Below are 25,947 nucleotides of genomic sequence, written 5' to 3' on the forward strand. Positions count from 1 at the left end.
CTGAAGCGCCGGTACGCTTGGCGCCGTGGCCAAACCCAAGAAGACCGCCAAGTACGACCTGAAGGCAGCGGATCGCAAACGGAATTTGCTGATCCAGATCGGCCTGACCGCTGTTGTGGTGATATTCGCCGCGGCGCTGGTGCTCTACATCGTCATGACCGGGAACAAGAAGCCCGCTTCCGGTGAAGCCAAGGCCGTCCGGGTGGCTGCGAGCAATGTGATGACGAAGGAAGGCAGCAGCGAACCCAAGGTGGTGCTGTCGTTCTACGAAGACTTCCTCTGCCCGGCCTGCGGTAACTTCGAGCGGGCTTTCGGCCCGACCATCAGCAAGATGATCGACTCGGGTGCGGTGGCCGCCGACTACCACATGGTGGCCATCCTGGACCGGTCCGGCGACGGGTACTCGTCGCGCGCCGGTGCCGCCGCCTACTGCGTCGCCGACGAGTCCATCGAAGCGTTCCGCCGCTTCCACACTGCGCTGTACACCAAGGAGCTGCAGCCCCAAGAAGGTGGCGGCATCTACCCGGACAACGCGCGGCTCATCGAACTCGCCCGCCAGGCCGGTGCCGCGGGCAAGGCGCCCGACTGCATCACCAAGGGCACGTACGTGGACATGGTCAAGGGCATGGCCGCCGCCGGGGGCATCAACTCCACGCCCACCATCCGCATCAACGGCGAGGACTACCAGCCCAGCACGCCGGACGCGATGGTCGCCAAGGTCAAGGAAATCGTGGGTGACGTGCCCGGGCTGACCGCCGTCACGCCGCAGGCCCCCGCCGCCGGTGCGCCTGCCGCTCCCGCCGCAGGCGCTCCCGCAGGCAACGCTCCGGCCGCGCCGCAGCAACCGGCTCCCGCGGGTTCGCCGGCCCCGGCCAAACCGGGTTCGTGACCGTGACCACGGAGTCGCAGGCAGAAGCTGCGCAGTCCGTCGAACAGCCGGGTGTCGAGGTCGCCAAGGCCAGCGCCGTTTGGGTGCTGATCGCCGGAGTGGTCGGCTTGGCCGCCGCGCTGACGCTGACGTACGAGAAGATCGAAATACTGATCAACCCCAAGTACGTCCCGTCCTGCAGCATCAACCCGGTGCTGTCGTGCGGCTCCGTGATGGTCACGCCCCAGGCATCGGCGTTCGGCTTCCCGAACCCGCTGATCGGCATCGTCGCGTTCACCGTCGTCGTGGTCACCGGTGTCCTCGCGGTCGCGAATATCCGTCTGCCGCGGTGGTACTGGGCGGGTCTGGCGGTCGGCACGCTGCTCGGGGCGGTGTTCGTGCACTGGCTGATCTTCCAGAGCCTCTACCGCATCGGCGCGCTGTGCCCGTACTGCATGGGGGTCTGGGCGGTCACCATTCCGCTGCTGGTGGTTGCCTCGTCGATCGCTCTGGAGCCGTTGCACGGCAACGCGGTGCTGCGAGTCATCCACCAGTGGCGATGGTCGCTGGTGGCGCTGTGGTTCACCGCGCTGATCCTGTTGATCCTTGCGCGGTTCTGGAACTACTGGTCGACGCTGCTGTAACACCGCCGATGTAACACCGCGTCACAGTGCTGCGGCTAGGGTTACCCGCGTGATTTCCAAACTGCTGGTGGCCAACCGTGGCGAGATCGCCATCCGTGCGTTCCGTGCGGCGACCGAGATGAACATCGCGACCGTGGCGGTCTATCCCTATGAGGACCGCAATTCGTTGCACCGCCTCAAGGCCGACGAGTCGTATCAGATCGGTGAGGCAGGCCATCCGGTGCGGGCGTACCTGTCGGTCGAGGAGATCATCCGGGTGGCCCGGCACGCCGGAGCCGACGCGATCTACCCGGGCTACGGGTTCCTCTCGGAGAATCCTGAGCTGGCCTCGGCGTGCGCCGAGGCAGGCATCACGTTCGTCGGCCCGTCGGCCGAGGTGCTGGAGCTCACCGGTAACAAGGCCCGCGCGATCGCGGCGGCGCGCGCGGCGGGTCTGCCGGTGCTGGCGTCCTCGGAGCCCTCGGCCTCGGTGGACGAGCTCGTCGCCGTGGCGGCCGGGATGCAGTTCCCGTTGTTCGTCAAGGCGGTCTCCGGTGGTGGCGGCCGCGGCATGCGCCGGGTGAGCGATCCCGCCGCGCTTCCCGAGGCCATCGAGGCGGCCAGCCGCGAGGCCGAATCGGCCTTCGGCGACCCGATGGTCTACCTGGAGCAGGCGGTGATCAATCCCCGCCACATCGAGGTCCAGATCCTGGCCGACACCCAGGGCGACGTGATCCATCTGTTCGAGCGCGACTGCAGCGTGCAGCGGCGGCACCAGAAGGTGATCGAGCTGGCCCCCGCGCCGAATCTGGACCCCGAGGTGCGCGAGCGCATCTGTGCCGATGCAGTGGCGCTGGCTCGGCAGATCAACTATTCGTGCGCGGGCACCATCGAGTTCCTGCTCGACGAGCGTGGACATCACGTGTTCATCGAGTGCAATCCGCGAATCCAGGTGGAGCACACGGTGACCGAGGAGATCACCGATGTGGACCTGGTGTCCTCCCAGTTGCGCATCGCGTCCGGAGAATCGCTGGAAGACCTTGGCCTGAGCCAGGATTCGGTGAAGATCCGCGGGGCGGCGCTGCAGTGCCGGATCACCACGGAGGATCCGGCCAACGGTTTCCGCCCCGACACCGGGCGCATCACGGCGTACCGCTCGCCGGGCGGCGCAGGCATCCGGCTCGACGGCGGCACCCACACCGGCGCGGAGATCGGCGCGCATTTCGACTCGATGCTGGTCAAGTTGACCTGCCGCGGAAGGGACTTCGCGACGGCCGTGGTACGAGCGCGGCGCGCCTTGGCGGAGTTCCGGATCCGCGGGGTGTCGACCAACATCCCGTTCCTCATGGCGGTGCTCGACGATCCCGATTTCCGGGCAGGCCGGATCAACACGTCGTTCATCGACGAGCGGCCACAGCTGCTGACCGCCCACACGCCGGCCGACCGCGGCACCAAGATCCTCAACTACCTGGCCGACGTGACGGTCAACAAGCCGCACGGACAGCGTCCGTCGACGGTCTACCCGCAGGACAAGTTGCCTGCCGTGGATCTCGCGGCGGCACCGCAGGCCGGTTCCAAGCAGCGGCTGGTCGAACTCGGGCCCGAGGGCTTCGCGCGGTGGATGCGGGACAGCCCCGCCCTTGGTGTGACGGATACGACGTTCCGCGACGCACACCAGTCGCTGTTGGCGACCCGGTTGCGCAGCACGGGACTGCTCAAGGTGGCGCCGTATGTGGCTCGGTCGATGCCGCAGCTGCTCTCGATCGAGTGCTGGGGTGGAGCGACTTACGATGTGGCGCTTCGCTTCTTGAAGGAAGATCCGTGGGAGCGGCTGGCCGCCCTGCGGGAAGCGGTGCCGAACATCTGTCTGCAGATGCTGCTGCGGGGCCGTAACACTGTCGGCTACACCCCGTATCCGGAGCTGGTCACCTCCGCGTTCGTCGAAGAGGCGACGGCGACCGGGATCGACATCTTCCGGATCTTCGACGCGCTCAACAACGTGGAGTCGATGCGTCCGGCGATCGACGCGGTCCGCGAGACCGGAACGGCCATCGCCGAAGTCGCGATGTCCTACACGGGTGACCTTAGTGATCCGGGCGAGCAGCTCTACACCCTGGACTACTACCTGAAGCTGGCCGAGCAGATCGTCGCCGCAGGCGCTCACGTGCTGGCGATCAAAGACATGGCCGGGCTGCTGCGTCCGCAGGCCGCGGCCGCCTTGGTGTCGGCGTTGCGTTCGCGCTTCGATCTGCCGGTGCACGTGCACACCCACGACACCCCGGGTGGCCAGTTGGCGACGTATCTGGCCGCCTGGCAGGCCGGCGCGTCGGCCGTCGACGGGGCGGCTGCCCCGCTGGCCGGCACGACGTCGCAGCCGGCGCTGTCGGCGATCGTGGCAGCGACTGCGCACACCCCATACGACACGGGCCTGTCACTGCGTGCGGTGTGCGACCTGGAGCCGTACTGGGAGGCGCTGCGAAAGGTGTACGCGCCGTTCGAGTCCGGGCTGCCGGGCCCGACCGGGCGGGTCTATCACCACGAGATCCCGGGTGGACAGCTGAGCAATCTGCGGCAACAGGCCATCGCATTGGGCCTGGGGGACCGGTTCGAGGATGTCGAGAACGCCTACGCCGGCGCCGACCGCGTGCTGGGCCGGCTGATCAAGGTGACCCCGTCGAGCAAGGTGGTCGGCGATCTGGCGCTGGCCCTGGTCGGCGCGGGTGTGACGGCCGACGAATTCGCCGCCGACCCGGCCCGCTACGACATCCCCGACAGTGTCATCGGTTTCCTGCGTGGCGAACTCGGTGACCCGGCGGGTGGGTGGCCGGAACCGTTGCGCACCAAGGCTCTGGCGGGGCGTGGTCCCGCCAAGCCTGAGCAGCCGCTGTCGGCCGAGGACGAGGCGCTGCTGGCCACGCCCGGCCCGAAACGTCAGGCTGCCCTGAATCGTCTGCTGTTCCCCGGGCCCACAAAGGAATTCGAGGCGCACCGCGAAGAGTACGGGGACACTTCGCAATTGAGTGCCAACCAGTTCTTCTACGGGTTGCGCCAAGGCGAGGAGCACCGTGTCGAGCTGGAGAAGGGCGTTCAGCTGCTGATCGGGCTCGAAGCCATCTCCGATGCCGACGAGCGCGGGATGCGTACGGTGCTGTGCATTCTCAACGGCCAACTGCGTCCTGTGCTGGTGCGCGACCGCAGCATCGCCACTGACGTCCCGGCCGCCGAGAAGGCCGACCGCAACAACCCCGACCATGTCGCGGCCCCGTTCGCCGGTGTGGTCACCGTCAACGTCAAAGTCGGCGACGCCGTCGAAGCCGGTGCCACCATCGCCACCATCGAAGCCATGAAGATGGAGGCGGCGATCACTGCGCCCAAGGGGGGCACCGTATCCCGCGTGGCCGTCGCACCCACTGGTCAGGTGGAAGGCGGGGATCTGCTGGTGGTGATCGGCTCGGCGGGTCGCGGCGAGGCGACTGGGGGATCAGACTGACCCGCATCGTCTCCGGCAGCTACGGAGGGCGCCGTATCGCGGTGCCCGCCCGCGGCACCCGGCCGACCACGGACCGCGTGCGCGAGTCGCTGTTCAACGTGCTCGCGGCCCGTCTCGACCTCGAGGGTGCCGCTGTGCTCGATCTGTATGCGGGTTCGGGTGCCCTTGGGCTGGAAGCGCTTTCGCGCGGTGCGGCCTCGGCACTGTTCGTCGAGTCCGATCGGCGGGCAGCCGCCGTCATCGCCGACAACATCACCGCGCTCGGCGCGAGGGGAGCCACGGTGCGGTGTGCGCCGGTGGCCACCGTGGTGGCAGGCGCCGCAGCCCGTCCGGTCGATCTGGTGTTCGCCGATCCGCCCTACGAGGTCGCTGTCGCGGACGTCGAGGCGCTGGTCACCGGGCTGGCCGCCGCGGGCTGGGTGCGGCCGGGCGCGGTGATGGTCATCGAACGCGCGGCGTCGGGACCGTCGGTGCGGTGGCCCGAGGGCTGGGAGCCGTGGCGGGAGCGTCGCTACGGGGACACCCGCGTGGAGTTCGCCGAACTCGCGTAGCGTGCTGCCTCATGAGTGGCGCCGTATGCCCAGGATCCTTCGACCCCGTGACCCTCGGTCATGTCGACATCTTCGAACGGGCCGCCGCGCAGTTCGACGAGGTGGTCGTCGCGGTTCTGGTGAACCCCAACAAGAAAGGGATGTTCGACCTCGACGAGCGCATCGCGATGATCGTCGAATCGACCGAACACCTGCCGAACCTGCGCGTCGAGTCCGGGCAGGGGCTGGTGGTCGACTTCGTCAAATCGCGGGGGCTGACCGCTATCGTCAAAGGTCTGCGAACGGGGACCGACTTCGAGTACGAGCTGCAGATGGCGCAGATGAACAAGCATGTGGCGGGGGTGGACACCTTCTTCGTCGCGACCACTCCGCGGTACTCGTTCGTATCGTCGTCGCTGGCCAAGGAGGTCGCGTCGCTGGGCGGTGACGTCTCGGCTCTGCTGCCCGAACCGGTCAACCGGCGGTTGCAGGCCAAGCTGTCCACGCGCTGATCGCCGGCGGCTGCGTGCAGTGCGAGCAACGCCTGACAACACGCTGTCGGTAGCGACACACCGACAATCCTCCCGAGTCACAGGCGTAACACCAGGCACACTGGTCACTAACAACGACGCCTGGAGGGTATAGCCGTGTACCGAGTTTTTGAAGCGCTCGACGAGCTGGGCGCCATCGTCGAAGAAGCGCGTGGCGTACCGATGACCGCGGGCTGCGTGGTTCCGCGCGGCGACGTCCTGGAACTGATCGACGACATCAAGGACGCCATTCCCGGCGAACTCGACGACGCGCAGGATGTGCTCGATGCCCGGGATTCGCTGCTGCGCGAGGCCAAGGAGCACTCCGAATCCGTGATGGCGAAGGTCAACGCCGACGCCGACGGCATGATCAACCACGCCAGAGGTGAAGCGGACCGGCTGCTGGCCGATGCCAAGTCGCAGGCCGACCGGATGGTTGCCGAGGCCCGCCAGCACAGCGAGCGCATGGTCGGTGAGGCCCGCGAGGAGGCCGCGCGGCTCAGTGCGGCAGCGAAGCGGGAATACGAGGCCAGCACCGGGCGGGCCAAGGCCGAGGCCGACCGCCTCATCGAAAGCGGCAACCTCTCCTACGAGAAGGCCGTCCAGGAAGGCATCAAGGAGCAGCAGCGACTGGTGTCGCAGACCGAGATCGTCGCGACGGCGACCGCGGAGGCGACCCGGCTGGTCGACGCCGCGCACGCCGAAGCCGACCGGCTGCGCGGTGAGTGCGACATCTACGTCGACAGCAAACTGGCCGAGTTCGAGGAATTCCTCAACGGAACGCTGCGCTCGGTCGGCCGGGGCCGCCACCAGCTACGCACCGCGGCCGGAACGCACGACTACGCCACGCGGTGATCGCCGCGGGCGCCGGAGGCGTTATTTTCAGCTGACAGGGCCGCCGTAGGATTGCTGCATGGCGACGCACGCAAACGCGGGAAGGCACCGCGATACACGGTCGCCGCTGGTCATCAACATCTCCCGACTCGGCCGGCGACCCGGCTCGATGATTACTCACCGCGAAACGGTGCCGAGCCCGGTACGTATCGGTGTGGAACTCATCGCCATCGAGGCGGGTGCACCGCTTGAGCTGGACCTGCGGCTGGAATCTGTCTCCGAGGGGGTGCTGGTGACCGGAACGGTTGCCGCGCCGACGGTCGGTGAGTGCGCACGATGCCTGACGCCGGTCACCGGCGACATCGAAATCGACCTGACCGAACTGTTCGCCTATCCCGACAGCGCCACCGACGAGACCACGGAATCAGACGAGATGGGTCGGGTCATCGATGACACCGTCGACCTTGAACAGCCCATCATCGACGCCGTCGGCCTGGCGCTGCCCTTCTCTCCGCTGTGCGGGCCGGACTGCGCGGGACTGTGCCAGCAGTGCGGCGTCCCGCTGGCCACCGCCGAACCCGGGCACCACCATGAGCAGCTCGATCCGCGGTGGGCGAAGTTGGCCACGCTGCTGCCGCCGGATGACGGGGACCAACACCAGGCATGAGCGAAGCGCATGCACAGCTGCTGGAGGCACTCGGGGTCGTGCTTCCCAGTGAGTTGCTGACCATTGCGCTGACCCACCGCAGCTACTCGTATGAACACGGCGGGCTGCCCACCAACGAGCGGCTGGAATTCCTCGGCGATGCCGTGCTCGGGCTCACCATCACCGAGGAGCTGTATCACCGCCACCCGGACCGATCCGAGGGAGACCTGGCCAAGCTGCGGGCCAGCATCGTCAACACCCAGGCGCTGGCCGATGTCGGCCGCGGACTCAGCGACGGTGGCCTCGGTGCCCACCTGTTGCTCGGTAAGGGTGAGGAAAACTCCGGTGGCGCAGACAAATCCAGCATTCTCGCCGACGGCGTTGAATCCTTGCTCGGCGCAATCTATTTGGAGCATGGCCTGGGTACCGCCCGCGAGGTGATCCTGCGATTGTTCAGTGAACTTCTCGACACCGCACCGACTTTGGGCGCGGGTCTGGACTGGAAGAGCAGCCTGCAAGAGCTGACCGCCGCCCGCGGCATGGGAGCGCCCGTCTACCTGGTCAGCTCGACCGGCCCCGACCACGACAAGGAGTTCACCGCGACGGTGGTGGTAGCCGAGGTCGAGTACGGCAGGGGAGTGGGCCGCACCAAGAAAGAAGCCGAACTGAAGGCCGCCGCAGCGGCCTGGCAGGCGCTCGACGATGGGTGAGAAGTGCCCGAACTCCCCGAGGTAGAGGTTGTTCGGCGGGGCCTGCAGGAGCATGTCGCGGGCAAGACCATCACCGCGGTACGCGTGCATCATCCGCGCGCGGTGCGCCGGCACGAGGCAGGGCCTGCCGATCTGACCGCCCGACTGCTCGACGTGCAGGTCACCGGCACGGGTCGGCGCGGAAAGTACTTGTGGCTGACCCTTTCTGACGGGTCGGCGCTGGTGGTGCACCTCGGCATGAGCGGCCAGATGCTGTTGGGCCCCATCGCCGATGACCGTCATCTGCGGATCGCAGCGCTGCTCGACGACGGCACCGCACTGAGTTTCGTGGACCAGAGGACGTTCGGCGGCTGGCAGCTGACCGACCTCGTCGAGGTCGACGGCTCGGAGGTTCCGCAGCCCGTCGCGCATATCGCGCGTGACCCGCTCGATCCCCGCTTCGACCGCGACGGCGTCGTCACGGTGTTGCGGCGCAAGCATTCCGAGATCAAACGCCAGCTGCTGGACCAGACCGTGGTGTCGGGCATCGGCAACATCTATGCCGACGAGGCGTTGTGGCGCACAAAACTGAACGGAGCCCGGCTGGCCTCGGCGCTGCCACGTTCCCGGCTGGGGGAGCTGCTCGACGCGGCCGCCGACGTGATGACCCAAGCACTGGCGCAGGGCGGTACGTCGTTCGATTCGCTCTACGTCAACGTCAACGGTGAATCCGGGTACTTCGAGCGGTCATTGGACGCCTACGGCCGCGAAGGGGAGCCGTGCCGGCGGTGCGGCGCGGTGATGCAGCGCGACAAGTTCATGAACCGGTCGTCGTTCTACTGCCCGAAATGCCAGCCACGCCCGCGGGCGCGGCGGTAGGCGTTTCGTTGCGCGCAATCATCCGCAAGTCGGGTGGTCAGTCAGACTAGGTCGATCGGGCCAGTGTCTCAGCGACCCACACCCCGGTCATATTGCACCATCCGCGGCTTAGGGCTACTGAAGTGTCGCGGATCAATGGACACCGTTTCCCTCCGATCTGTAGCGAGTGATAGCGGAACTTCCGTGTGGTCACCGAAGAAGCGCAGTTGAGGTAGGTTGTGCGTGCCGTCTGATCCAAGAGCCGACGTCACATTTGGGGGTCCGGTTGTCCTTTCGACGACGCAGTGTGTTCGTATGGAACGCTCCGTCACCGGCGAAGTCTGACCAGGATGCGCTACTCGCACTGTACGGAGCCGAGCGACTTGCAGGCAGTAGTGTCCTGACGAATACATTCGGTCTGTGGTTCGCCGCCACAACCTACATCACATTTGCTTTCAGTGCGCTGCATGTACTTAGTGACAAAGGCCCGCCACCGTCTCCGGTCCTGTATGCCTTACCGTATCCGGCCTGGGCATTCGCGGGATACCATATGATTCTCTTCGGCATTGGATTGGTGCGCTCCAGGTCGATCGAAGAGATCGAAGCAGAGTTAATGAAGTCAGCACCTGACACGATAAGTCAGTCCTGGGGGCGCAAGCCATCACATATCGGATCGCGGGCGGAAACAGATTGGACTGACTTTATAAAATCCAATCTACCCATGAAGTTTATTGCGATAGTCGCCTATCCGGCACCCTACATCTTAGCCGCCGTCCTTACGGTCGTATGCCTCCATGCAGCTCATCGAGGTTTCCTTCATGACTGCTGGTATACCGCGGTTGTTATCAGCTATTCAATTATATTCATCGGGATAGTTTGGTTGTTCGTCGCCACGTTCCTGCATCTCGCCGACGGTCGGCTCCGGAATATCGGCGGGCGCTATTAAGAGAAGATTCCTCTCAAGTAATTGACGTATTGGCGTATAGCTTTTCGAATTCTTCAACGGTTCGTGAGAGCTCATGTCGAGTTACTAATTCTCGACTGGACTTGGCGTAAGCGGTGCGACGTTGCTCATCAAGAAGGACCTGATCGAGTGCCCAGGCGAGTCGCTTCACATCGCCTGGCGGAAACAGTTCGCCGTTTACGCCTGGTGACACAAGTTCCGGTAGCGCGTGAGCGTCTGCCGCGACGACGGGCAGGCCCGCTGCCATCGCCTCTAGGGTCGCAATACTCTGTAGCTCTGCCGTACCAGGCATGCAAAATGCGCCCGCACAATTGAACTCGGCTATCAGCTGATCGTCGTTTAGGTAGCCGAGAAAGCGTATGCGGTCGTGCAATCCTAGCGCCGTGGTGAGGTCGCGCAGCGAACGTTCCTGGGAACCCGTGCCAACGATGCGCAGCTCCGCCGGACACGTCATGATTGGTAATGCACGGATGATTTGATCGACGTGCTTCTCAAGTTCGAGTCGCCCCACGAACAGGACACTCGGCTGGGATGAAATGCGCTCATCGTTCGGGGTGAATGCTGAGATGTCGACGCCGCACGAGATGGGTATCGCGTTTGCGACGCCGGCCCGGCGCCGGAGTATCTCGGCAGCATGATACGTAGGAGCTGTGACCGCGCCGGCGTGATTCAATACACGCGCCGCGTCTTTCCATGCACATCTGGCTAGGACCCTATATATGATGTCCGGTATAGCAATTGGCGACTGACTTCGCAAGTTTTCAGGCATGAAATGATTTGTAGCTACCCAAGGTATCCCGAGCTGTGACGATGCTCGGGCTGCGGCACGACTTATCACGAAGTGAGATTGGATGTGCACGACGTCGGGTTCTATATCATGCAGTAACTGGTAGACGCCGCGCGGTGTACGTCGAAAGTCCGCGATATGGAATGTTGAATGCCATGGGTAATGAAACGAAGGAATGCGATAGATTCGCGCGTTATCATATATGTGCTGATACGAATAACCCGTTGGTGATGGCGCAATTACGTGTAGTTCGTGTCCCCGTTCCGCCAAGCCGGCTGCTAGACGCTGAGTAAATACCGCGGCACCGTTAATGTCAGGAGTAAACGTGTCACACGCCAAAACGATCTTCATTAGTTAGGGCCAACTTGCGACGCCATCAGTAGCTCCTAGCCTCCTATATCGTTAGTGCCAGCCTACTGGCGTTTGGCTAGCCCTACGGCGGACGGTACACATACCCATGCAAAGAGAGAACTGATGGCGTTCACGTACTCGACTGTGAGGCTTCGGATGGGCGCAGAAGTCGTCGTCTCGGCGATGGGTGAAGGGGGTCGGGCCGGGACCGTGATTGCGCTTCCGGGGTGGAAAGGCACAGACCTGGGACTAAGGGGATTGCTCCGCAACACTGTAGAAGCCGGGTTCGGGGTCATCGTAGTGAATCCGCCAGGCAATGGCGTATCGCCCAGCGCGCCAGCGCGCGTGGAGACGCTCGCCGAACTTACCGAGGTCATACTTGAAACGTTGGAAACTCTGCCCGAGATCCAAAATTCAGCAGTCCTACTGGGGCACTCGTTCGGCGCTACTGTCGCTATCTCTCTAGCGGCCAAGCGACCACCTTGGTTGCACGGCCTCGCGTTGGTGTCTCCTGTAGTTAGAGCGCAGGCATCTCAGTCTGGGATTCGTGGTCGTCTTGCGCAACTCGTTGTTGATGCCAGCGGAAGCCTGCTCAGGGATTGCCCGCGGGTGGTCGCAGACGCGTACATCCGCTCGCGCCTTGTCGAGTACGCGACGAACCTCCTATATGCCAGAAGCAAGTTCAATGGTGCGCGTCAGATCATCATGCGGTCCAACATCGAACACGGCCTGTGCGCCGATCCGCGTTCAGTAGGTGACCATCTGCGCATGGCTGGAGGTCACGGCTGTATTGATTTCGCCGCTCACGTTCGTTGTCCCGTTGAGATTCTCGCCGGGAATTCAGATCCGATGTCATCGGTGGCAGAGCTTGAATTGTTGCGCTCGCAGATTGCGGAAGCACGACTGACGGTCGTCACTGGGGCTGGCCACCTGGCTCATCATGAAAACGCCAAGCAATTCAGCAAGCTGACTGCCGACTGCGTTAGCGCGCTCATGTCTGCAGCAGGCTCGCCGTAGCGCGGGCCTACTCGAACTTGAACCGTTTCTTTTCCCAGGAAGCAGCGGAGTGCGGGGGTTGGCCGAGAGCCATCATTGGGAAAGCGGTGTGGTCGGCACGATGGATCAGGACGCGGTCAACTTTCCTGAGGACCGACAGATGGCATTTGCAGAACCGGGCGATTGCCTGCGGGTAAGGACCCCGGCGATGTAGCCGTAGTGCAGGGTCCATAAGCCGCGGATCGTATTGCCGCTCGCCGCGATCGTCGGTGCAGACGGCATGAACGCGGGAACAGATCCAGATGGTCATCGACGAGCTCAGTGACGAGCCGGGCTGGCTGCTGGGCAGACAGCCAGTAATCCAGCGACAGTGGCAATAGCGATTCTCGACCTGGACAAAGACCCGCAGCGTTTATCCGCCGCGGCTTTCGGCGCCACAGAGCACGGTTCGGCCGTGTGGAAGCATCTTCCTCGCACAGCGCCTCATCACCGAGATCAGAAGGCACACGTCATGATCCCGCGAATCCAACAATCAGTACGCACCCGGATCGGATGTGACTGGCCCGTGCCCGGACATCACGGCAGCGACGGCAGGTTCGCCAGGCCCGGCGAGTCGGTGGTGCACAGCTTCCAGTCGCCGCTCTCCTTGCGGAAATAGATGCTGTTGGTGCTGCCGCCGGCTTCGACCTTGGCGGTGGCCCGGTCGCCGTTGACCTTGATGTCGCTGATCTTGGCCGACCCGGACGGCGCCTTGATGGTGGGCTTGGGCACGTTGATGCCGTACTTCTCCAAGCCGCTGGTGTCGATGGCGTCGAGAATCTTGCGGTCACCGGCGCAGACATACTTCTTCATGTCCGAGATGCTGTTGCCGGAATTCCCGATGTTCTTGAGCAGCTGGCCGATTGCGCGCTCGTCACTCGACGGCATCATCATCACGATCACCACGCCGATGATCGCCGCGACAGCTACCACGGCCGCGACGGCGCCACCGATGATCAATCCTTTGCGACTGCCACCGGTGTGCTGCGGCGGCATGCCGTAGCCATAGGGCGGCTGACCGTACTGCGGAGCGCCGTACTGCTGACCGCCGTATTGAGGCGCACCGAACTGGGGCGGCCCGGGGTACTGCTGAGGACCTCCGTACTGTTGCGGCGGCCCGTACGGCTGGGGCGGCTGCTGCTGTGCCCACGGGTCGTGCGGTCCGGACGGAAATGTCATCGTGCTCCTCAGCAGAACGGCGGTACGTCGAGTTTATCGTCCGTCCGGCCTATCACACGGCCGCGGCGGTCGCGCGGACGTGGGGCGCGACATGGGTATGAAGGGCCTTCCCCTCGGGGAATAGCGGATCGTCGCGGCGTGTAGAAATACCGCATGACTGAACTGTGGGTGGAACGTACCGGCGTCCGCCGCTACACCGGGCGCAGCTCCCGGGGTGCAGAGGTGCTCGTCGGCAGTGAAGACGTCGAGGGCGTGTTCACCCCCGGAGAGCTGATGAAGATCGCCTTGGCGGCGTGCAGCGGGATGAGCAGCGACGCCCCGCTGCGGCGTCGTCTCGGCGACGACTACTCCACCACCATCCGGGTGACCGGGCCGCCCGACCGCGAACAGGAGCGGTATCCGCTGCTGGCCGAGAAGCTCGAGGTCGACCTGTCCGGGCTCTCCGAGGACGAAAGGGCCAGGTTGCTGACGGTTGTCGAGCGCGCCATCGACCAGGTCTGCACCGTCGGGCGGACCCTGAAATCGGGCACCGAGGTGACGTTCGAGGTTGTGGACAAGGTCACAACCCCGTGACCGGTCCGGAACCCCCGCAGCAGCCGGTGCGGCTCAGTGCCTGGGTGCACGGCCACGTCCAGGGCGTGGGGTTCCGCTGGTGGACCCGGGCCCGGGCCCTGGAACTGGGGTTGACGGGGTTTGCCTCCAACCGGCCCGACGGCCGCGTCCACGTCGTGGCGCAGGGCCCGCGTGCCGCCTGTGAGCGTCTGCTTGACCTGCTGCAGAGCGGCAAAACCCCAGGTGCAGTGGACAACGTCGTCGTCGATTGGGCCGATGCGGGCGCACCGATGACGGGCTTTCACGAGCGGTAGCCGACTCGGCGGTAGGGTAAGTCGCCGTGCACCTCAAGAGTCTGACGCTGAAGGGCTTCAAGTCCTTCGCCTCGCCGACGACTCTGCGCTTCGAACCGGGCATCACCTGCGTCGTCGGGCCCAACGGGTCGGGTAAATCCAACGTCGTCGACGCGCTGACCTGGGTGATGGGCGAACAGGGCGCCAAGACGCTGCGTGGCGGCAAGATGGAAGACGTCATCTTCGCCGGCACCAGTTCGCGCGCGCCACTGGGCCGTGCCGAGGTCACCCTGACCATCGACAACTCTGACAACGCGCTGCCCATCGAGTACTCCGAGGTGTCGATCACCCGCCGGATGTTCCGTGACGGCGCGGGCGAATACGAGATCAACGGCAGCAGCTGCCGGCTGATGGACGTGCAGGAACTGCTCAGTGACTCCGGTATCGGCCGGGAAATGCACGTCATCGTCGGGCAGGGCAAGCTCGCCGAAATCCTGGAATCGCGCCCCGAGGACCGCCGCGCGTTCATCGAGGAAGCCGCGGGCGTGCTCAAGCACCGCAAACGCAAGGAAAAAGCGGTCCGCAAGCTCGACTCGATGGCCGCCAACCTGGCCAGGCTCACCGACCTGACCACCGAACTGCGCCGTCAGCTCAAGCCACTGGGCCGCCAGGCCGAGATGGCGCGCCGGGCGGCGACCATCCAGGCCGATCTGCGCGACGCGCGGTTGCGGCTCGCGGCCGATGACCTGGTCACGCGGCGCACCGAGTTCGAGAACACCAACCAGGCCGAGAGCACACTGCGCCGCGAGCACGAGGTGGTCTCCGCCCGGTTGGCGGCCGCGACGGTCGAGCACGACACGCACGAGGCGGCAGTCGCGGACCTGACCCGGCGCGCCGAGGCCGCGCAACAGACCTGGTTCCGCGCCTCCGCACTGGCCGAGCGGGTCAGCGCCACCGTGCGCATCGCCACCGACCGCGCCCAGCTGCTGGAGGCGGAGCCCGAAGCCTCCTCGGGGCGTGACCCCGAGGAACTGGAGGCCGAGGCCGAAGAGGTCGCCGAACTCGAAATGGAATTGCTCGGCGAGCTGGAGATGTCCCGCATCACGCTGGAGACCGCGCGCGCCGAACTGGCCGAGCGCGAACGCCTGGCGGCCGAGGCCGAGCGCGCGCATCTGGCCGCGGCCCGCGCCGAGGCCGACCGCCGGGAAGGGCTGGCCCGGCTGTCCGGGCAGGTCGACACCATGCGCACGCGGGTCGAGTCGATCGACGAAAGCGTCATGCGGATCTCGGTCAGCATCGAGGAAGCCGCCAACCGCGTAGAGCAGACCAAGGCCGAATTCGAGACCGTGCAGGGCCGCGTCGGGGAACTCGACGCCGGGGAAGTGGGCCTCGACGACCACCACGACCGCACCGTGACCGCGCTGCGGCTGGCCGACGAACGCGTCGCCGAGCTGCAGGCCGCCGAACGCAGCGCCGAACGTCAGGTGGCCTCGCTGCGGGCCCGTATCGAGGCGCTCTCGGTCGGTCTTGATCGCCGCGACGGCGCCGCGTGGTTGCAGAAAAACCGTAGTGGCTCAGGTCTTTTCGGCTCCATCGGGGATTTCCTGAAGGTCCGCGGCGGGTACGAGGTCGCGGTCGCGGCGGTGCTCGGAGCGGCTGCCGACGCCCTGGCGGCCGAGGACTTCGGTGCCGCCGCGTCAGCCGTGGCCGCCCTCAAGGAGTCCGACGGCGGTCGGGCCGCCATCCTGCTCGGCGACTGGCCCGTCAACGGATCGTCGCCGGCCGCAGCCCTGCCCGACGGCGCGATCTGGGCGGCCGAGGTCGTCACCGTTCCCGACCGGCTGCGCGGTGCCATCGCCGCGATGCTGTCCGGGGTCGCGGTGGTGTCCGACATGACCGCCGGTCTGCGGTTGGTCTCGCAGCGCCCCGAGCTGCGTGCGGTCACCGCCGACGGCGACCTGGTCGGCGCCGGCTGGGTCAGCGGTGGATCCGACCGCAAGCCCAGCACTCTGGAAATCGCTGCCGAGATCGACAAGGCCCGCACCGAACTCGAAGCTGCCGAGAAGCAGACGGGGGAATTGGCCGCAGCCCTGTCCGGCGCCCTGGCCGAGCAATCCGCGCGTCAGATCGCCGCCGAGCAGGCGCTGGCCGCCCTCAACGAGTCCGACGCCGCGATCTCGTCGATCTACGAGCAGCTGGGGCGCCTCGGTCAGGACGCCCGCGTCGCCGAGGACGAGTGGAAGCGGTTGATCAAACAACGCGATGAGCTCGAAGCCGGCCGGACCAAGACCGTCGAAGAGCTCGTCGAACTCGAGGCCCGGTTGCACGGGGCCGAACAGGCGCCGATGTTCGAGGCCGAACCGGTCGACCGGCAGGAGTCGGTGGCCGCGGCCGACGCCGCCCGGTCGGTCGAGGTGGAAGCCCGGTTGGCGGTCCGCACCGCCGAGGAGCGTGCGAATGCCGTTCGCGGACGGGCGGATTCACTGCGCCGGGCAGCCGCGGCCGAGCGTGAGGCCAGGCTGCGGGCACTGCGGGCCCGGGAGGCCCGCGAGCAGGCCGCCAAGGTCGCCGCGGCCGTCGCTGAATCGGGACGCCTTGTGGCGCAACGCTTGAGCACCGTGGTGGCAGTGGCAGGGCGGGCGCGGGACGGGTTGGCCACCGAGCGCCAGATGCGCGCGGCCGCGCTCGCGAAATCGCGCGACGAGGTCAACGAGCTCGGCGCGAAGATCAACCAGTTGACCGACGCGTTGCACCGTGACGAAGTGGCCAAAGCCCAAGCGTCCCTTCGCATCGAGCAACTGGAGGCCCAGGTTCTCGACCAGTTCGGGATGCCGACGGCCGATCTGATCGCCGAGTACGGTCCGCAGGTGCCGCTGCCGCCCACCGAGCTGGAGATGGCCGAGTACGAGCAGGCCAAGGAACGCGGCGAGCAGGTCACCGCACCGGCGCCCATGCCGTTCGACCGGCCCACCCAGGAACGCCGGGCCAAGAAGGCCGAACGCGAACTCAACGAGCTGGGCCGCGTCAACCCGCTGGCGTTGGAGGAGTTCGCCGCGCTGGAGGAGCGCTACAACTTCCTGTCGACCCAGCTCGAAGACGTCAAGGCGGCCCGTCAGGACCTGCTCGACGTCATCGCCGACGTCGACACCCGCATCCTGCAGGTGTTCACCGAGGCCTACACCGATGTCGAGCGTGAGTTCGAGCAGGTGTTCTCCACTCTGTTCCCGGGCGGGGAGGGCCGGCTGCTGCTGACCAATCCCGACGACATGCTCACCACCGGCATCGAGGTCGAGGCCCGGCCGCCCGGAAAGAAGATCAAACGGCTCTCGCTGCTCTCGGGTGGCGAGAAGTCGCTGACCGCGGTGGCGATGCTCGTGGCGATCTTCCGGGCCCGTCCCTCGCCCTTCTACGTGATGGACGAGGTCGAGGCCGCCCTCGACGACGTCAACTTGCGCAGGCTCATCAGCCTTTTCGAGCAGCTGCGGGAGAAGTCGCAGCTGATCGTGATCACGCACCAGAAGCCGACCATGGAGGTCGCCGACGCCCTCTACGGCGTCACGATGCGCGGCGACGGCATCACCACGGTGATCTCCCAGCGGATGCGCGGCCAGGAGCTGGTGTCGAACTCCGGCTGAGCGACGGGTCCCTGGCCGCTGGTGCGGGGCGGATCGTCGGGCCGCGGCACCCCTGAGACAATGGCTGCCGTGTCGGAAGGTCTGTGGATCGCGATAGCGGTCATTGCTGTTCTGCTGGTAACTGCGCTCGTCGTCGGATTGGTTCGCTACCGGCGGCGGCGGATCAGCCTGTCGGGCCCGGACACCGCCGCGAAGCCGATCGACCGCTCGGGCGGGTACACGGCGTCCTCGGGCATAACGTTCAGCCAATCGACGACCGCTCCACCTGCGCCTCCCAAGGCGGCGCCGCCGAAAGTGGAGCGCATCGACACCAGCGGACTGCCCGCGGTCGGTGACGATGCCACGATCCCGCGCGACGCTCCGAAGCGTCCCATCTCCGACGTGCGGTTGCCCGAACCTCCCGTCGAGGAGGCCGCACCCCCGGTAGCACCCCCCGTAGAAGAGGCACCGGCGCCCGAGGCCGAACCGGTCGTCGAAGAAGCCCCGGCGCCCGCTGCCGAACCGGAGGCGCCGGAAGCGCCCGTCGAGCCCGAGGCGCCTGCCGCCCCCGTCGAACCCGAGGCGCCCGCCGCGCCCGCGCTGGAGGAGATCGCCCCGACCGAAGGTCGGCTGGACCGGCTGCGTGGCCGATTGTCGAAGTCTCAGAACGCGCTCGGCCGCAGCATGCTCGGGCTGCTCGGTGGTGGTGACCTCGACGAGGACTCCTGGGAAGAGGTCGAGGACACGCTGCTGATCGCCGACCTCGGACCGGTCGTCACCGAATCCGTTGTCGCCGCGCTGCGGTCACAGATGGCCAGTAAGGGGGTGCGCACCGAGGCGCAAGCCCGTACGGTGCTGCGCGATGTGCTCATCTCCGAACTGCGGCCCGAGCTGGACCGCTCGATTCGTGCCCTGCCGCACGCCGACAAGCCGTCGGTGTTGCTCGTGGTCGGTGTCAACGGCACCGGCAAGACCACCACTGTCGGCAAGCTCGCACGCGTGCTGGTGGCCGACGGCCGCCGCGTGGTGCTGGGTGCCGCCGACACCTTCCGAGCGGCTGCCGCCGACCAACTCGAGACCTGGGCGGCGCGCGTGGGTGCCGATGTGGTGCGTGGCCCGGAGGGTGCCGATCCCGCGTCGGTCGCCTTCGATGCGGTCGATGAGGGCATCTCCACCGGTGCCGATGTCGTCGTCGTCGACACCGCAGGCCGGTTGCACACCAAGACCGGTCTGATGGACGAGCTCGGGAAGGTCAAGCGGGTGGTGGAGAAGCGCGCCGCCGTCGACGAGGTGCTGCTCGTCCTTGACGCCACCATCGGGCAGAACAGCCTGCCTCAGGCCAAGGTGTTCGCCGAAGTCGTCGACATCACCGGCGTGGTGTTGACCAAGCTCGACGGCACGGCCAAGGGCGGCATCGTGTTCCGCGTGCAGCAGGAACTCGGCGTTCCCGTCAAGCTCGTCGGTCTCGGTGAGGGGCCCGACGATCTGGCCCCCTTCGAGCCGGGCGCGTTCGTCGACGCCCTCCTCGGCTGAGCTCTCGGCGTCAAAAGCGCACGGTGTAACACCGGCGAAACGCGACCCGGCCATCCGTTCACGCGAGCGAAACACGACGGCGTCGTCGCGGAAACATCCACTCAGCATTGTCTTGAACCAGGTCAACGGTTCGTAAATCCTTGCGGCCGTGGCGTGGTGAAGGAGGAAACTGCGAGTGGAGCAATTCCCGTTGATGGGCGCACCGGATACCGGTGACACGGCGTGGATGCTGGCCAGTGCGGCGCTTGTGTTGTTGATGACGCCGGGCTTGGCCTTCTTCTACGGCGGCATGGTGCGCGCCAAAGGTGTGCTCAACATGATCATGATGAGCGTCAGCGCCATGGGCGTGGTGACCGTGCTGTGGGTGCTGTACGGCTACTCGGTTGCCTTCGGTAACAACACCGCCGGGGTGATCGGTGACCCGGCCCAGTTCTTCGGCCTCAAGGGGCTGATCGGCACGAACGGATCGGCCGACGCGCCCATCGCGCTCGCCGGCACCATCCCCGCCACCGTGTTCGTCGGCTTCCAGTTGATGTTCGCGATCATCACCGTTGCGCTGATCTCCGGCGCGGTCGCCGACCGGCTCAAGTTCGGCGGCTGGCTGCTGTTCGCCGGACTGTGGGCAACGGTCGTGTATTTCCCGGTCGCGCACTGGGTGTTCGACTTCGACGTCAAGGATCCCAAGACCGACGCCATCGTTCACCACGGCGGCTGGATCGCCAACCAGCTCAAGGCAATTGACTTCGCCGGTGGCACGGCGGTGCACATCAACGCAGGTACCGCAGGCCTTGTCCTTGCCATCATCCTGGGCAAGCGGCTCGGCTGGCCGACCACTCCGATGCGTCCGCACAACCTGCCGTTCGTGATGCTCGGCGCGGGTCTGCTGTGGTTCGGCTGGTACGGGTTCAACGCCGGCTCCGCGGTGTCCGCCAACGGGGCTGCGGGCGCGACCTTCATCACCACCACGGTGGCGACCGCGGCGGCCATGCTCGCCTGGCTGCTCACCGAACGCATCCGGGACGGCCATGCGACCTCGCTGGGTGCGGCCTCGGGCATCGTGGCCGGGCTGGTTGCCATCACGCCGTCGTGCTCATCGGTGAACGTCGTGGGCGCACTCGTCATCGGGGTGTCCGCGGGCGTGCTGTGCGCGCTGGCGGTGGGACTGAAGTTCAAGTTCGGTTTCGACGATTCGCTCGACGTCGTCGGCGTCCACCTGGTGGGAGGCATCGTCGGCACGCTTCTGGTCGGCCTGGTGGCCACCAAGGAAGCCCCTGCCGGAGTTGCCGGCCTGTTCTACGGTGGCGGGTTCGACCAGCTGTGGCGACAGGCGGTCGGGGCCGGTGCGGTTCTACTCTATTCGGCGGTAGGTACCGCTATCTTGGCGTTGATTGTCAAATACACCGTGGGCCTGCGCCTGGACAAAGAACAGGAGGCGTCCGGCATTGACGAGGCCGAACATGCGGAAAGCGCGTACGACTTCGTTGCAGTCGGAACCGGATCTGTTCTCGGTCGTCGCGGCGGGGAGGAATAAGGAAATATGAAGCTGATCACTGCGATCGTCAAGCCGTTCACTCTGGAAGACGTCAAGACCGGTCTGGAGCAGACGGGCATTCTCGGCATGACGGTCAGCGAGGTCCAGGGGTACGGCAGGCAGAAGGGGCACACCGAGGTCTACCGGGGCGCTGAGTACTCGGTGGACTTCGTGCCCAAGGTCCGGGTCGAGGTCGTCGTCGAGGACTCCGCGGTGGACAAGGTCGTCGACGTCATCGTGCAGGCCGCCCGCACCGGCAAGATCGGCGACGGCAAGGTGTGGGTCAGCCCGGTGGACACCGTCGTCCGCGTGCGCACCGGGGAACGCGGCGCCGACGCGCTGTAGCCGCGGGCGGTCGAGGGCGCGATCGACCGACTCTCCCGGCCAGGCACCGTCGCAGCGCTGGTAGGTAATTGGCCGGGGGAGGGAGTCGAAAATGTCTGAGCAGCAACCAGAGTCGGCCTACGGGCACGCGCGCGACGAGCCGTATTCGGTGCGGCCGGCCACTGATCTGGCGGCGGCCACCGCGCAATTGCTGTCAGGTGCACATCAACTCGACGCGTCGGCACTGCGCGACGCCCTGCTCGATCTGTACGAATTCTGGCTCGTCACAAAGGCAACCGAGATCGGTGTCACGGCCGACAGCGGGTTCGCCATCGTGGCCTCCGGTGGGCTCGGGCGCGGCGAGATGCTGCCGTACTCGGACCTGGATCTGATGCTGTTGCACAACAACATGCCGACCGAAGTGGTCAGCGAGGTCGCCGAGAAGTTGTGGTATCCGTTGTGGGACGCGAACATTCGTCTCGATCACAGCGTGCGCACGGTGCCCGAGGCATTGCGGGTGGCCAATGACGACATCTCGGTGGGCCTGGCGATGCTCGAGGTCCGCCACATCGCCGGCGACGCGGACCTGTCCTCGCTGCTGGTCGGCGGCGCCCGCAGGCAGTGGCGCATCGGCGTCGCATCGCGGTTCGACGAACTCGTCACGCATGCGCAGGCCCGTTGGGAGCGCAGCGGCCAGATCGCGCACCGCGCCGAGCCTGATCTCAAGTCCGGCCGCGGTGGGCTGCGCGACGTCCAGCTGCTCAACGCCCTGGCCATCGCGCAGCTGGCCGATGTGTACCCCAGCAAGGCACTGGCGTCGCCGATCGGAACGCTGGGCGACGCCCACCTGGCGTTGCTCAATGTGCGCACGGAACTGCACCGGGTGTCCGGTCGCGGCCGGGAGCTGCTGCTGGCCCAGCACGCCGACGAGATCGCTGCGGCGCTGCGCATCGGGGACCGATTCGACCTGGCCCGGGTGCTCTCCGACGCCGCCCGTACGGTCAGCTACTACGTGGACGCGGGGATTCGCACTGCCGCCAACGCATTACCGCGGCGGGGCTTTGCCGCCTTACGCAGGCCGGTGCGCCGACCGCTCGACGAGGGCGTCATCGAATACGCCGGTGAGGTGATCCTGGCCCGCGACGCCCGGCCGGAACGTGACCCCGGCCTGATCTTGCGCGTCGCCGCCGCCTCGGCCACCACGGGGCTGCCGATGGCCGTATCGACGCTGGGGCGACTGGGGGAGCGGGCACCCGAACTGCGCACGCCGTGGCCCCGGCAGGCGCTCAAGGATCTGCTGGTTCTGCTGGCATCGGGCCCCGCCGCGGTCGCGACCATCGAGGCACTGGACCGGACCGGCTTGTGGGGCAGGCTCTTTCCCGAGTGGGGCGCCGTGCGCGACCTGCCGCCCCGAGATGTCGTGCACATCTGGACCGTCGACCGGCATCTTGTCGAAACCGTCTCGCGGGCAAGCGCTTTCACCACCAGAGTGTCGCGACCCGACCTGCTGCTGCTCGGGGCGCTGTGCCACGACATCGGCAAGGGACGCGGCGGCGACCACAGCGTGATCGGCGCCGAACTAGCCACGCAGATCGGCACCCGGCTGGGCCTGTGGCCATCCGACATCGACGTGCTCGCGAAGCTGGTGCGCCACCACCTGCTGCTGCCGCACACCGCCACCCGGCGAGATCTCCAGGATCCCAAGACAATTGATGCCGTCGCCGAGACGCTCGGCGGTGACCTGGTGCTGTTGGAGCTGCTCGCCGCCTTGGCCGAGGCCGATTCGCTGGCCACCGGACCCGGGGTCTGGGGCGACTGGAAGGCGTCGCTCATCGGCGATCTCGTGCGTCGCTGCCGGCTGGTGATGGTCGGTGAGCCACTGCCGCAACCGGATCCGATCGAGCCGCGGTTCGTTGCGCTGGCCGCCGATGGCGGCGTGCATGTCGAACTGGCCGCGGGCGACGGGCAGCACATCTACAACGTCACGATGATCGCTCCGGACCGGCGCGGTCTGCTATCCAAGGCTGCAGGCGTGCTGGCACTGAATTCCCTTCGGGTGCACTCCGCTTCGGTGAACAGCGATCAGGGCTCGGCGATCAACACGTTCGTGGTGTCGCCGCTGTTCGGCTCGCCGCCGGAGGCCGGGCTGCTGCGGCAGCAGTTCATCCTCGCCCTCGACGGGGAGCTCGACGTGCTCGGCACGCTGCTGGCGCGCGAGCGCGAGGCCGCTCAGTACCCGACCACCCGGGCAGGGGAGATCCTGGCGGCGGTGCCGGCCAATCATGTCCCCGCGCCACCGCGCATCCTGTGGTCGGACGGTGGGGCGCCGGGGGAGTTGGTCGTGCAGATCCGCAGCGCCGACCGGCCCGGGCTGCTGTCCCGATTGACCGCGGTGTTCGAGCGCGACGGCGTCGACATCGCATGGGCGAAGGTGACGACGCTGGGATCCTCGGTGCTCGACGCGTTCGGTATCACCGTTCCGGACCCGGACTCCACCGGCTCCAGCCTGATTGCACTGCGCGACGAGCTGGAACGCGATCTGTACGCGATCCTGCCGGCGCCGCCCCCGGCCCAGCCGGCCAAACCTGCCGAGCAGGCCAGCTGACCGGTTACCTGCGGCTCACGCTCGCCGAGCCCTGAGCCGCAGGCTGCCCTGGTACCCGTCAGTCGTGGAAGAGCCGGTCGAGGAACCGGTCAAGCGGACTGTTCGGCAAATGACGGTCGACAAAGCGGTCGAGGTCATGGCGAACGAGGACGGGATGTGGCCGAGGATGGGTCGGTTGGGCTTGTGCGATTCCCGCGCCGAGCCCCAGTCCGGCACCGGCCAGCATCAGGGCCAACACCGTCAACCCGGCAGACTTGCGCAGGCGCGTGAACCCAGTGGTTGTGTTCATGGCCGCTTACCTCCTGAATGTGTGAAGTGATGATCAGAGGGTCGACCCGTTCTGTTCACGAGCCAGGGCAGGCAACCGTTCACCGGGGCAGGCCGATCGTGGGCACATGACCGAATTCGGGGGATACGGCGCCAATTACGGGTACAGCTCCTTCGTGCTGTCATGCCTCATCTGCTGGGCGCTGGACGTCATCGGAGCCGGCTCGCGGCGCGCAACTACGTCACCAATCGCGGACCGTTAGGCTTACGACGTGTTTGAGAGCTTGTCTGACCGGTTGACCGGTGCCCTGCAGGGGCTGCGCGGCAAGGGGCGGTTGACCGAGGCCGATATCGATGCCACCAGCCGGGAAATCCGGTTGGCCCTGCTGGAGGCCGACGTCTCGCTTCCGGTGGTGCGTGCCTTCGTCGCGCGCATCAAGGACCGGGCCAAGGGTGCCGAGGTGTCGGCTGCCCTGAACCCGGCGCAGCAGGTCGTCAAGATCGTCAACGAGGAACTGATCGGCATCCTCGGCGGGGAGACCCGGCAGCTGGCGTTCGCGAAGACGCCGCCCACGGTGATCATGCTGGCCGGTCTACAGGGTGCCGGTAAGACCACCCTGGCCGGCAAGCTGGCGAAATGGCTCAAGGGCCAAGGGCATACGCCGCTGCTGGTGGCCTGTGACCTGCAACGGCCCGGCGCCGTGCACCAGCTCAAGATCGTCGGCGAGCGCGCCGGGGTTGCGGTGTTCGCGCCGCATCCGGGCACGTCGGTGGAAGGGCTGGAGAACGCAGGCCACGGTGATCCGGTGGCGGTCGCCGGTGCTGGTCTGGCCGAGGCCAAGGCCAAACACTTCGACGTCGTCATCGTCGACACCGCAGGCCGCCTCGGTATCGACGAGGAACTGATGGGTCAGGCCGCCGCGATTCGCCAGGCCGTCAACCCCGACGAAGTGCTGTTCGTGCTCGACGCCATGATCGGCCAGGACGCTGTCGCCACCGCCGACGCGTTCCGTGAGGGCGTCGGTTTCACCGGTGTCGTGCTGACCAAGCTCGACGGCGACGCCCGTGGTGGTGCCGCGCTGTCGGTGCGTGAGGTCACCGGCGTGCCGATCCTCTTCGCGTCGGCCGGCGAGAAGCTCGAAGACTTCGACGTCTTCCACCCCGACCGGATGGCGTCGCGCATCCTCGGCATGGGTGATGTGCTCACCCTGATCGAACAGGCCGAACAGGTCTTCGACCAGCAGAAGGCCGAGGAGGCCGCGGCGAAGATCGGCTCGGGTGAGCTGACGCTGGAGGACTTCCTCGAGCAGATGCTGGCCATCCGCAAGATGGGCCCGATCGGCAACCTGCTCGGCATGCTGCCGGGCGCCGGGCAGATGAAAGACGCGCTGGCCGCCGTCGACGACAAGCAGCTGGACCGGGTCCAGGCGATCATCCGCGGCATGACGCCGGCAGAGCGCAGCGATCCCAAGATCATCAACGCCTCGCGGCGGCTGCGCATCGCCAACGGTTCGGGCGTCACCGTCTCGGAGGTCAACCAGCTGGTCGACCGGTTCTTCGAGGCCCGCAAGATGATGTCATCGATGGCCGGGCAGATGGGCATGCCGTTCGCCCGCAAGAGCGCCACCCGCAAGGCTGCCAAGGGCAAGAACAAGCAAGCCGGTAAGGGCCGCAAATCGGGCAAGGGCCCGACGCCGCCGAAGGTGCGCAACCCGCTGGCCGGGCCGGGTATGCCCGCCGGGTTCCCCGACCTGTCCAACATGCCCAAGGGCTTGGACGAATTGCCGCCGGGTCTGGCCGATTTCGATCTGTCGAAGCTGAAGTTCCCGGGCCAGAAGTAGCCG

At 66.5% G+C, this 25,947-nt stretch carries 21 protein-coding genes; 18 read left to right on the forward strand and 3 right to left on the reverse strand.

Translation table 11 applies throughout. The annotated features are described in order from the left end of the window. Window positions 1-25: 25 nt before the first annotated feature. The 9 genes from BST13_RS07545 to mutM all read left to right on the forward strand — a co-directional run bounded on the left by BST13_RS07545 (window position 26) and on the right by mutM (window position 9,089). Entirely contained in the window at window positions 26-889 is an 864-nt protein-coding gene (locus BST13_RS07545) for a DsbA family protein (RefSeq protein ID WP_083162205.1), read from the forward strand. Then, on the forward strand, window positions 886-1,512 hold the full coding sequence (locus tag BST13_RS07550) for a vitamin K epoxide reductase family protein (RefSeq protein WP_083162207.1): 627 nt from the start codon (window positions 886-888) through the stop codon (window positions 1,510-1,512). Before BST13_RS07545 ends, BST13_RS07550 begins: the two co-directional genes overlap by 4 nt. 49 nt (window positions 1,513-1,561) lie before the next feature. Beyond that, window positions 1,562-4,981, forward strand: coding sequence for a pyruvate carboxylase (locus BST13_RS07555; RefSeq protein ID WP_083162209.1), 3,420 nt, complete (start codon window positions 1,562-1,564; stop codon window positions 4,979-4,981). After that, window positions 4,978-5,532: a 16S rRNA (guanine(966)-N(2))-methyltransferase RsmD gene (gene rsmD / locus BST13_RS07560; RefSeq protein ID WP_083162211.1), complete on the forward strand. Its 555-nt coding sequence runs from the start codon at window positions 4,978-4,980 to the stop codon at window positions 5,530-5,532. Before BST13_RS07555 ends, rsmD begins: the two co-directional genes overlap by 4 nt. An 11-nt stretch (window positions 5,533-5,543) precedes the next feature. Next, window positions 5,544-6,023 (forward strand): pantetheine-phosphate adenylyltransferase, encoded by a 480-nt coding sequence (coaD, locus tag BST13_RS07565; RefSeq protein ID WP_083162213.1) that lies wholly within the window; start codon window positions 5,544-5,546, stop codon window positions 6,021-6,023. 135 nt (window positions 6,024-6,158) lie between these two features. Continuing rightward, on the forward strand, window positions 6,159-6,896 hold the full coding sequence (gene sepIVA, locus BST13_RS07570) for a cell division protein SepIVA (protein ID WP_083162215.1): 738 nt from the start codon (window positions 6,159-6,161) through the stop codon (window positions 6,894-6,896). Window positions 6,897-6,954: 58 nt separating this feature from the next. Then, window positions 6,955-7,542, forward strand: a complete 588-nt coding sequence (locus tag BST13_RS07575) for a YceD family protein (protein ID WP_083162217.1) — start codon at window positions 6,955-6,957, stop codon at window positions 7,540-7,542. Beyond that, the gene (gene rnc, locus BST13_RS07580) at window positions 7,539-8,231 is read left to right on the forward strand and encodes a ribonuclease III (RefSeq protein WP_083162219.1); all 693 of its coding nucleotides are present in this window, start codon (window positions 7,539-7,541) and stop codon (window positions 8,229-8,231) included. The genes BST13_RS07575 and rnc overlap by 4 nt, the downstream gene beginning before the upstream one ends. Before the next feature lie 3 nt (window positions 8,232-8,234). Next, window positions 8,235-9,089, forward strand: coding sequence for a bifunctional DNA-formamidopyrimidine glycosylase/DNA-(apurinic or apyrimidinic site) lyase (mutM, locus tag BST13_RS07585; RefSeq protein WP_083162221.1), 855 nt, complete (start codon window positions 8,235-8,237; stop codon window positions 9,087-9,089). A gap of 938 nt (window positions 9,090-10,027) precedes the next feature. Here the strand turns inward: mutM and BST13_RS39680 are convergent. Beyond that, a complete protein-coding gene (locus BST13_RS39680) occupies window positions 10,028-11,170 on the reverse strand; it encodes a glycosyltransferase (protein ID WP_083162225.1) in 1,143 nt (380 codons plus the stop codon). 183 nt (window positions 11,171-11,353) lie between these two features. Here BST13_RS39680 and BST13_RS07600 point away from each other — a divergent pair, with 183 nt between their 5' ends. After that, on the forward strand, window positions 11,354-12,187 hold the full coding sequence (locus BST13_RS07600) for an alpha/beta fold hydrolase (protein ID WP_245839440.1): 834 nt from the start codon (window positions 11,354-11,356) through the stop codon (window positions 12,185-12,187). A 555-nt stretch (window positions 12,188-12,742) separates the two neighbouring features. Here BST13_RS07600 and BST13_RS07605 read toward each other — a convergent pair. Continuing rightward, a complete protein-coding gene (locus BST13_RS07605) occupies window positions 12,743-13,384 on the reverse strand; it encodes an Rv0361 family membrane protein (RefSeq protein WP_245839435.1) in 642 nt (213 codons plus the stop codon). A 153-nt stretch (window positions 13,385-13,537) separates the two neighbouring features. On the opposite strand from BST13_RS07605, the gene BST13_RS07610 reads away from it, so the two are divergent. The 7 genes from BST13_RS07610 to BST13_RS07640 all read left to right on the forward strand — a co-directional run bounded on the left by BST13_RS07610 (window position 13,538) and on the right by BST13_RS07640 (window position 23,836). Continuing rightward, the gene (locus tag BST13_RS07610; RefSeq protein WP_083162229.1) at window positions 13,538-13,957 is read left to right on the forward strand and encodes an OsmC family protein; all 420 of its coding nucleotides are present in this window, start codon (window positions 13,538-13,540) and stop codon (window positions 13,955-13,957) included. Beyond that, entirely contained in the window at window positions 13,954-14,250 is a 297-nt protein-coding gene (locus BST13_RS07615) for an acylphosphatase (RefSeq protein ID WP_083162231.1), read from the forward strand. Before BST13_RS07610 ends, BST13_RS07615 begins: the two co-directional genes overlap by 4 nt. A gap of 26 nt (window positions 14,251-14,276) precedes the next feature. Then, window positions 14,277-17,864, forward strand: coding sequence for a chromosome segregation protein SMC (gene smc / locus BST13_RS07620; RefSeq protein WP_083162233.1), 3,588 nt, complete (start codon window positions 14,277-14,279; stop codon window positions 17,862-17,864). Window positions 17,865-17,933: 69 nt separating this feature from the next. Further along, window positions 17,934-19,376: a signal recognition particle-docking protein FtsY gene (gene ftsY, locus BST13_RS07625; protein ID WP_425436991.1), complete on the forward strand. Its 1,443-nt coding sequence runs from the start codon at window positions 17,934-17,936 to the stop codon at window positions 19,374-19,376. Window positions 19,377-19,551: 175 nt separating this feature from the next. Continuing rightward, window positions 19,552-20,907: an ammonium transporter gene (locus BST13_RS07630; protein WP_170064266.1), complete on the forward strand. Its 1,356-nt coding sequence runs from the start codon at window positions 19,552-19,554 to the stop codon at window positions 20,905-20,907. A gap of 6 nt (window positions 20,908-20,913) precedes the next feature. Beyond that, window positions 20,914-21,252, forward strand: a complete 339-nt coding sequence (locus tag BST13_RS07635; protein WP_018600748.1) for a P-II family nitrogen regulator — start codon at window positions 20,914-20,916, stop codon at window positions 21,250-21,252. Between the two features lie 91 nt (window positions 21,253-21,343). After that, entirely contained in the window at window positions 21,344-23,836 is a 2,493-nt protein-coding gene (locus tag BST13_RS07640; RefSeq protein ID WP_083162237.1) for a [protein-PII] uridylyltransferase, read from the forward strand. Window positions 23,837-23,894: 58 nt separating this feature from the next. On the opposite strand, the gene BST13_RS07645 is transcribed toward BST13_RS07640, so the two are convergent. After that, on the reverse strand, window positions 23,895-24,125 hold the full coding sequence (locus BST13_RS07645; protein ID WP_083162239.1) for a hypothetical protein: 231 nt from the start codon (window positions 24,123-24,125) through the stop codon (window positions 23,895-23,897). 250 nt (window positions 24,126-24,375) lie between these two features. Between BST13_RS07645 and ffh the strand changes: the two genes are divergently transcribed. Next, complete coding sequence (gene ffh / locus BST13_RS07650; RefSeq protein WP_083162241.1) at window positions 24,376-25,944, forward strand: signal recognition particle protein; 1,569 nt, start codon at window positions 24,376-24,378, stop codon at window positions 25,942-25,944. Window positions 25,945-25,947 lie beyond the last annotated feature (3 nt).

This window comes from Mycobacterium aquaticum (genome assembly GCF_002086485.1).
Lineage (GTDB): Bacteria > Actinomycetota > Actinomycetes > Mycobacteriales > Mycobacteriaceae > Mycobacterium > Mycobacterium aquaticum.

Coding starts and splice junctions, on each gene's coding strand:
- coaD (WP_083162213.1), top strand. CDS start 5,544: ATGAGTGGCGCCGTATGCCCAGGATCCTTCGACCCCGTGACCCTCGGT.
- BST13_RS07575 (WP_083162217.1), top strand. CDS start 6,955: ATGGCGACGCACGCAAACGCGGGAAGGCACCGCGATACACGGTCGCCG.
- rnc (WP_083162219.1), top strand. CDS start 7,539: ATGAGCGAAGCGCATGCACAGCTGCTGGAGGCACTCGGGGTCGTGCTT.
- BST13_RS39680 (WP_083162225.1), bottom strand. CDS start 11,170: ATGAAGATCGTTTTGGCGTGTGACACGTTTACTCCTGACATTAACGGT.
- BST13_RS07600 (WP_245839440.1), top strand. CDS start 11,354: ATGGGTGAAGGGGGTCGGGCCGGGACCGTGATTGCGCTTCCGGGGTGG.
- BST13_RS07605 (WP_245839435.1), bottom strand. CDS start 13,384: ATGACATTTCCGTCCGGACCGCACGACCCGTGGGCACAGCAGCAGCCG.
- BST13_RS07610 (WP_083162229.1), top strand. CDS start 13,538: ATGACTGAACTGTGGGTGGAACGTACCGGCGTCCGCCGCTACACCGGG.
- BST13_RS07635 (WP_018600748.1), top strand. CDS start 20,914: ATGAAGCTGATCACTGCGATCGTCAAGCCGTTCACTCTGGAAGACGTC.
- BST13_RS07640 (WP_083162237.1), top strand. CDS start 21,344: ATGTCTGAGCAGCAACCAGAGTCGGCCTACGGGCACGCGCGCGACGAG.
- BST13_RS07645 (WP_083162239.1), bottom strand. CDS start 24,125: ATGAACACAACCACTGGGTTCACGCGCCTGCGCAAGTCTGCCGGGTTG.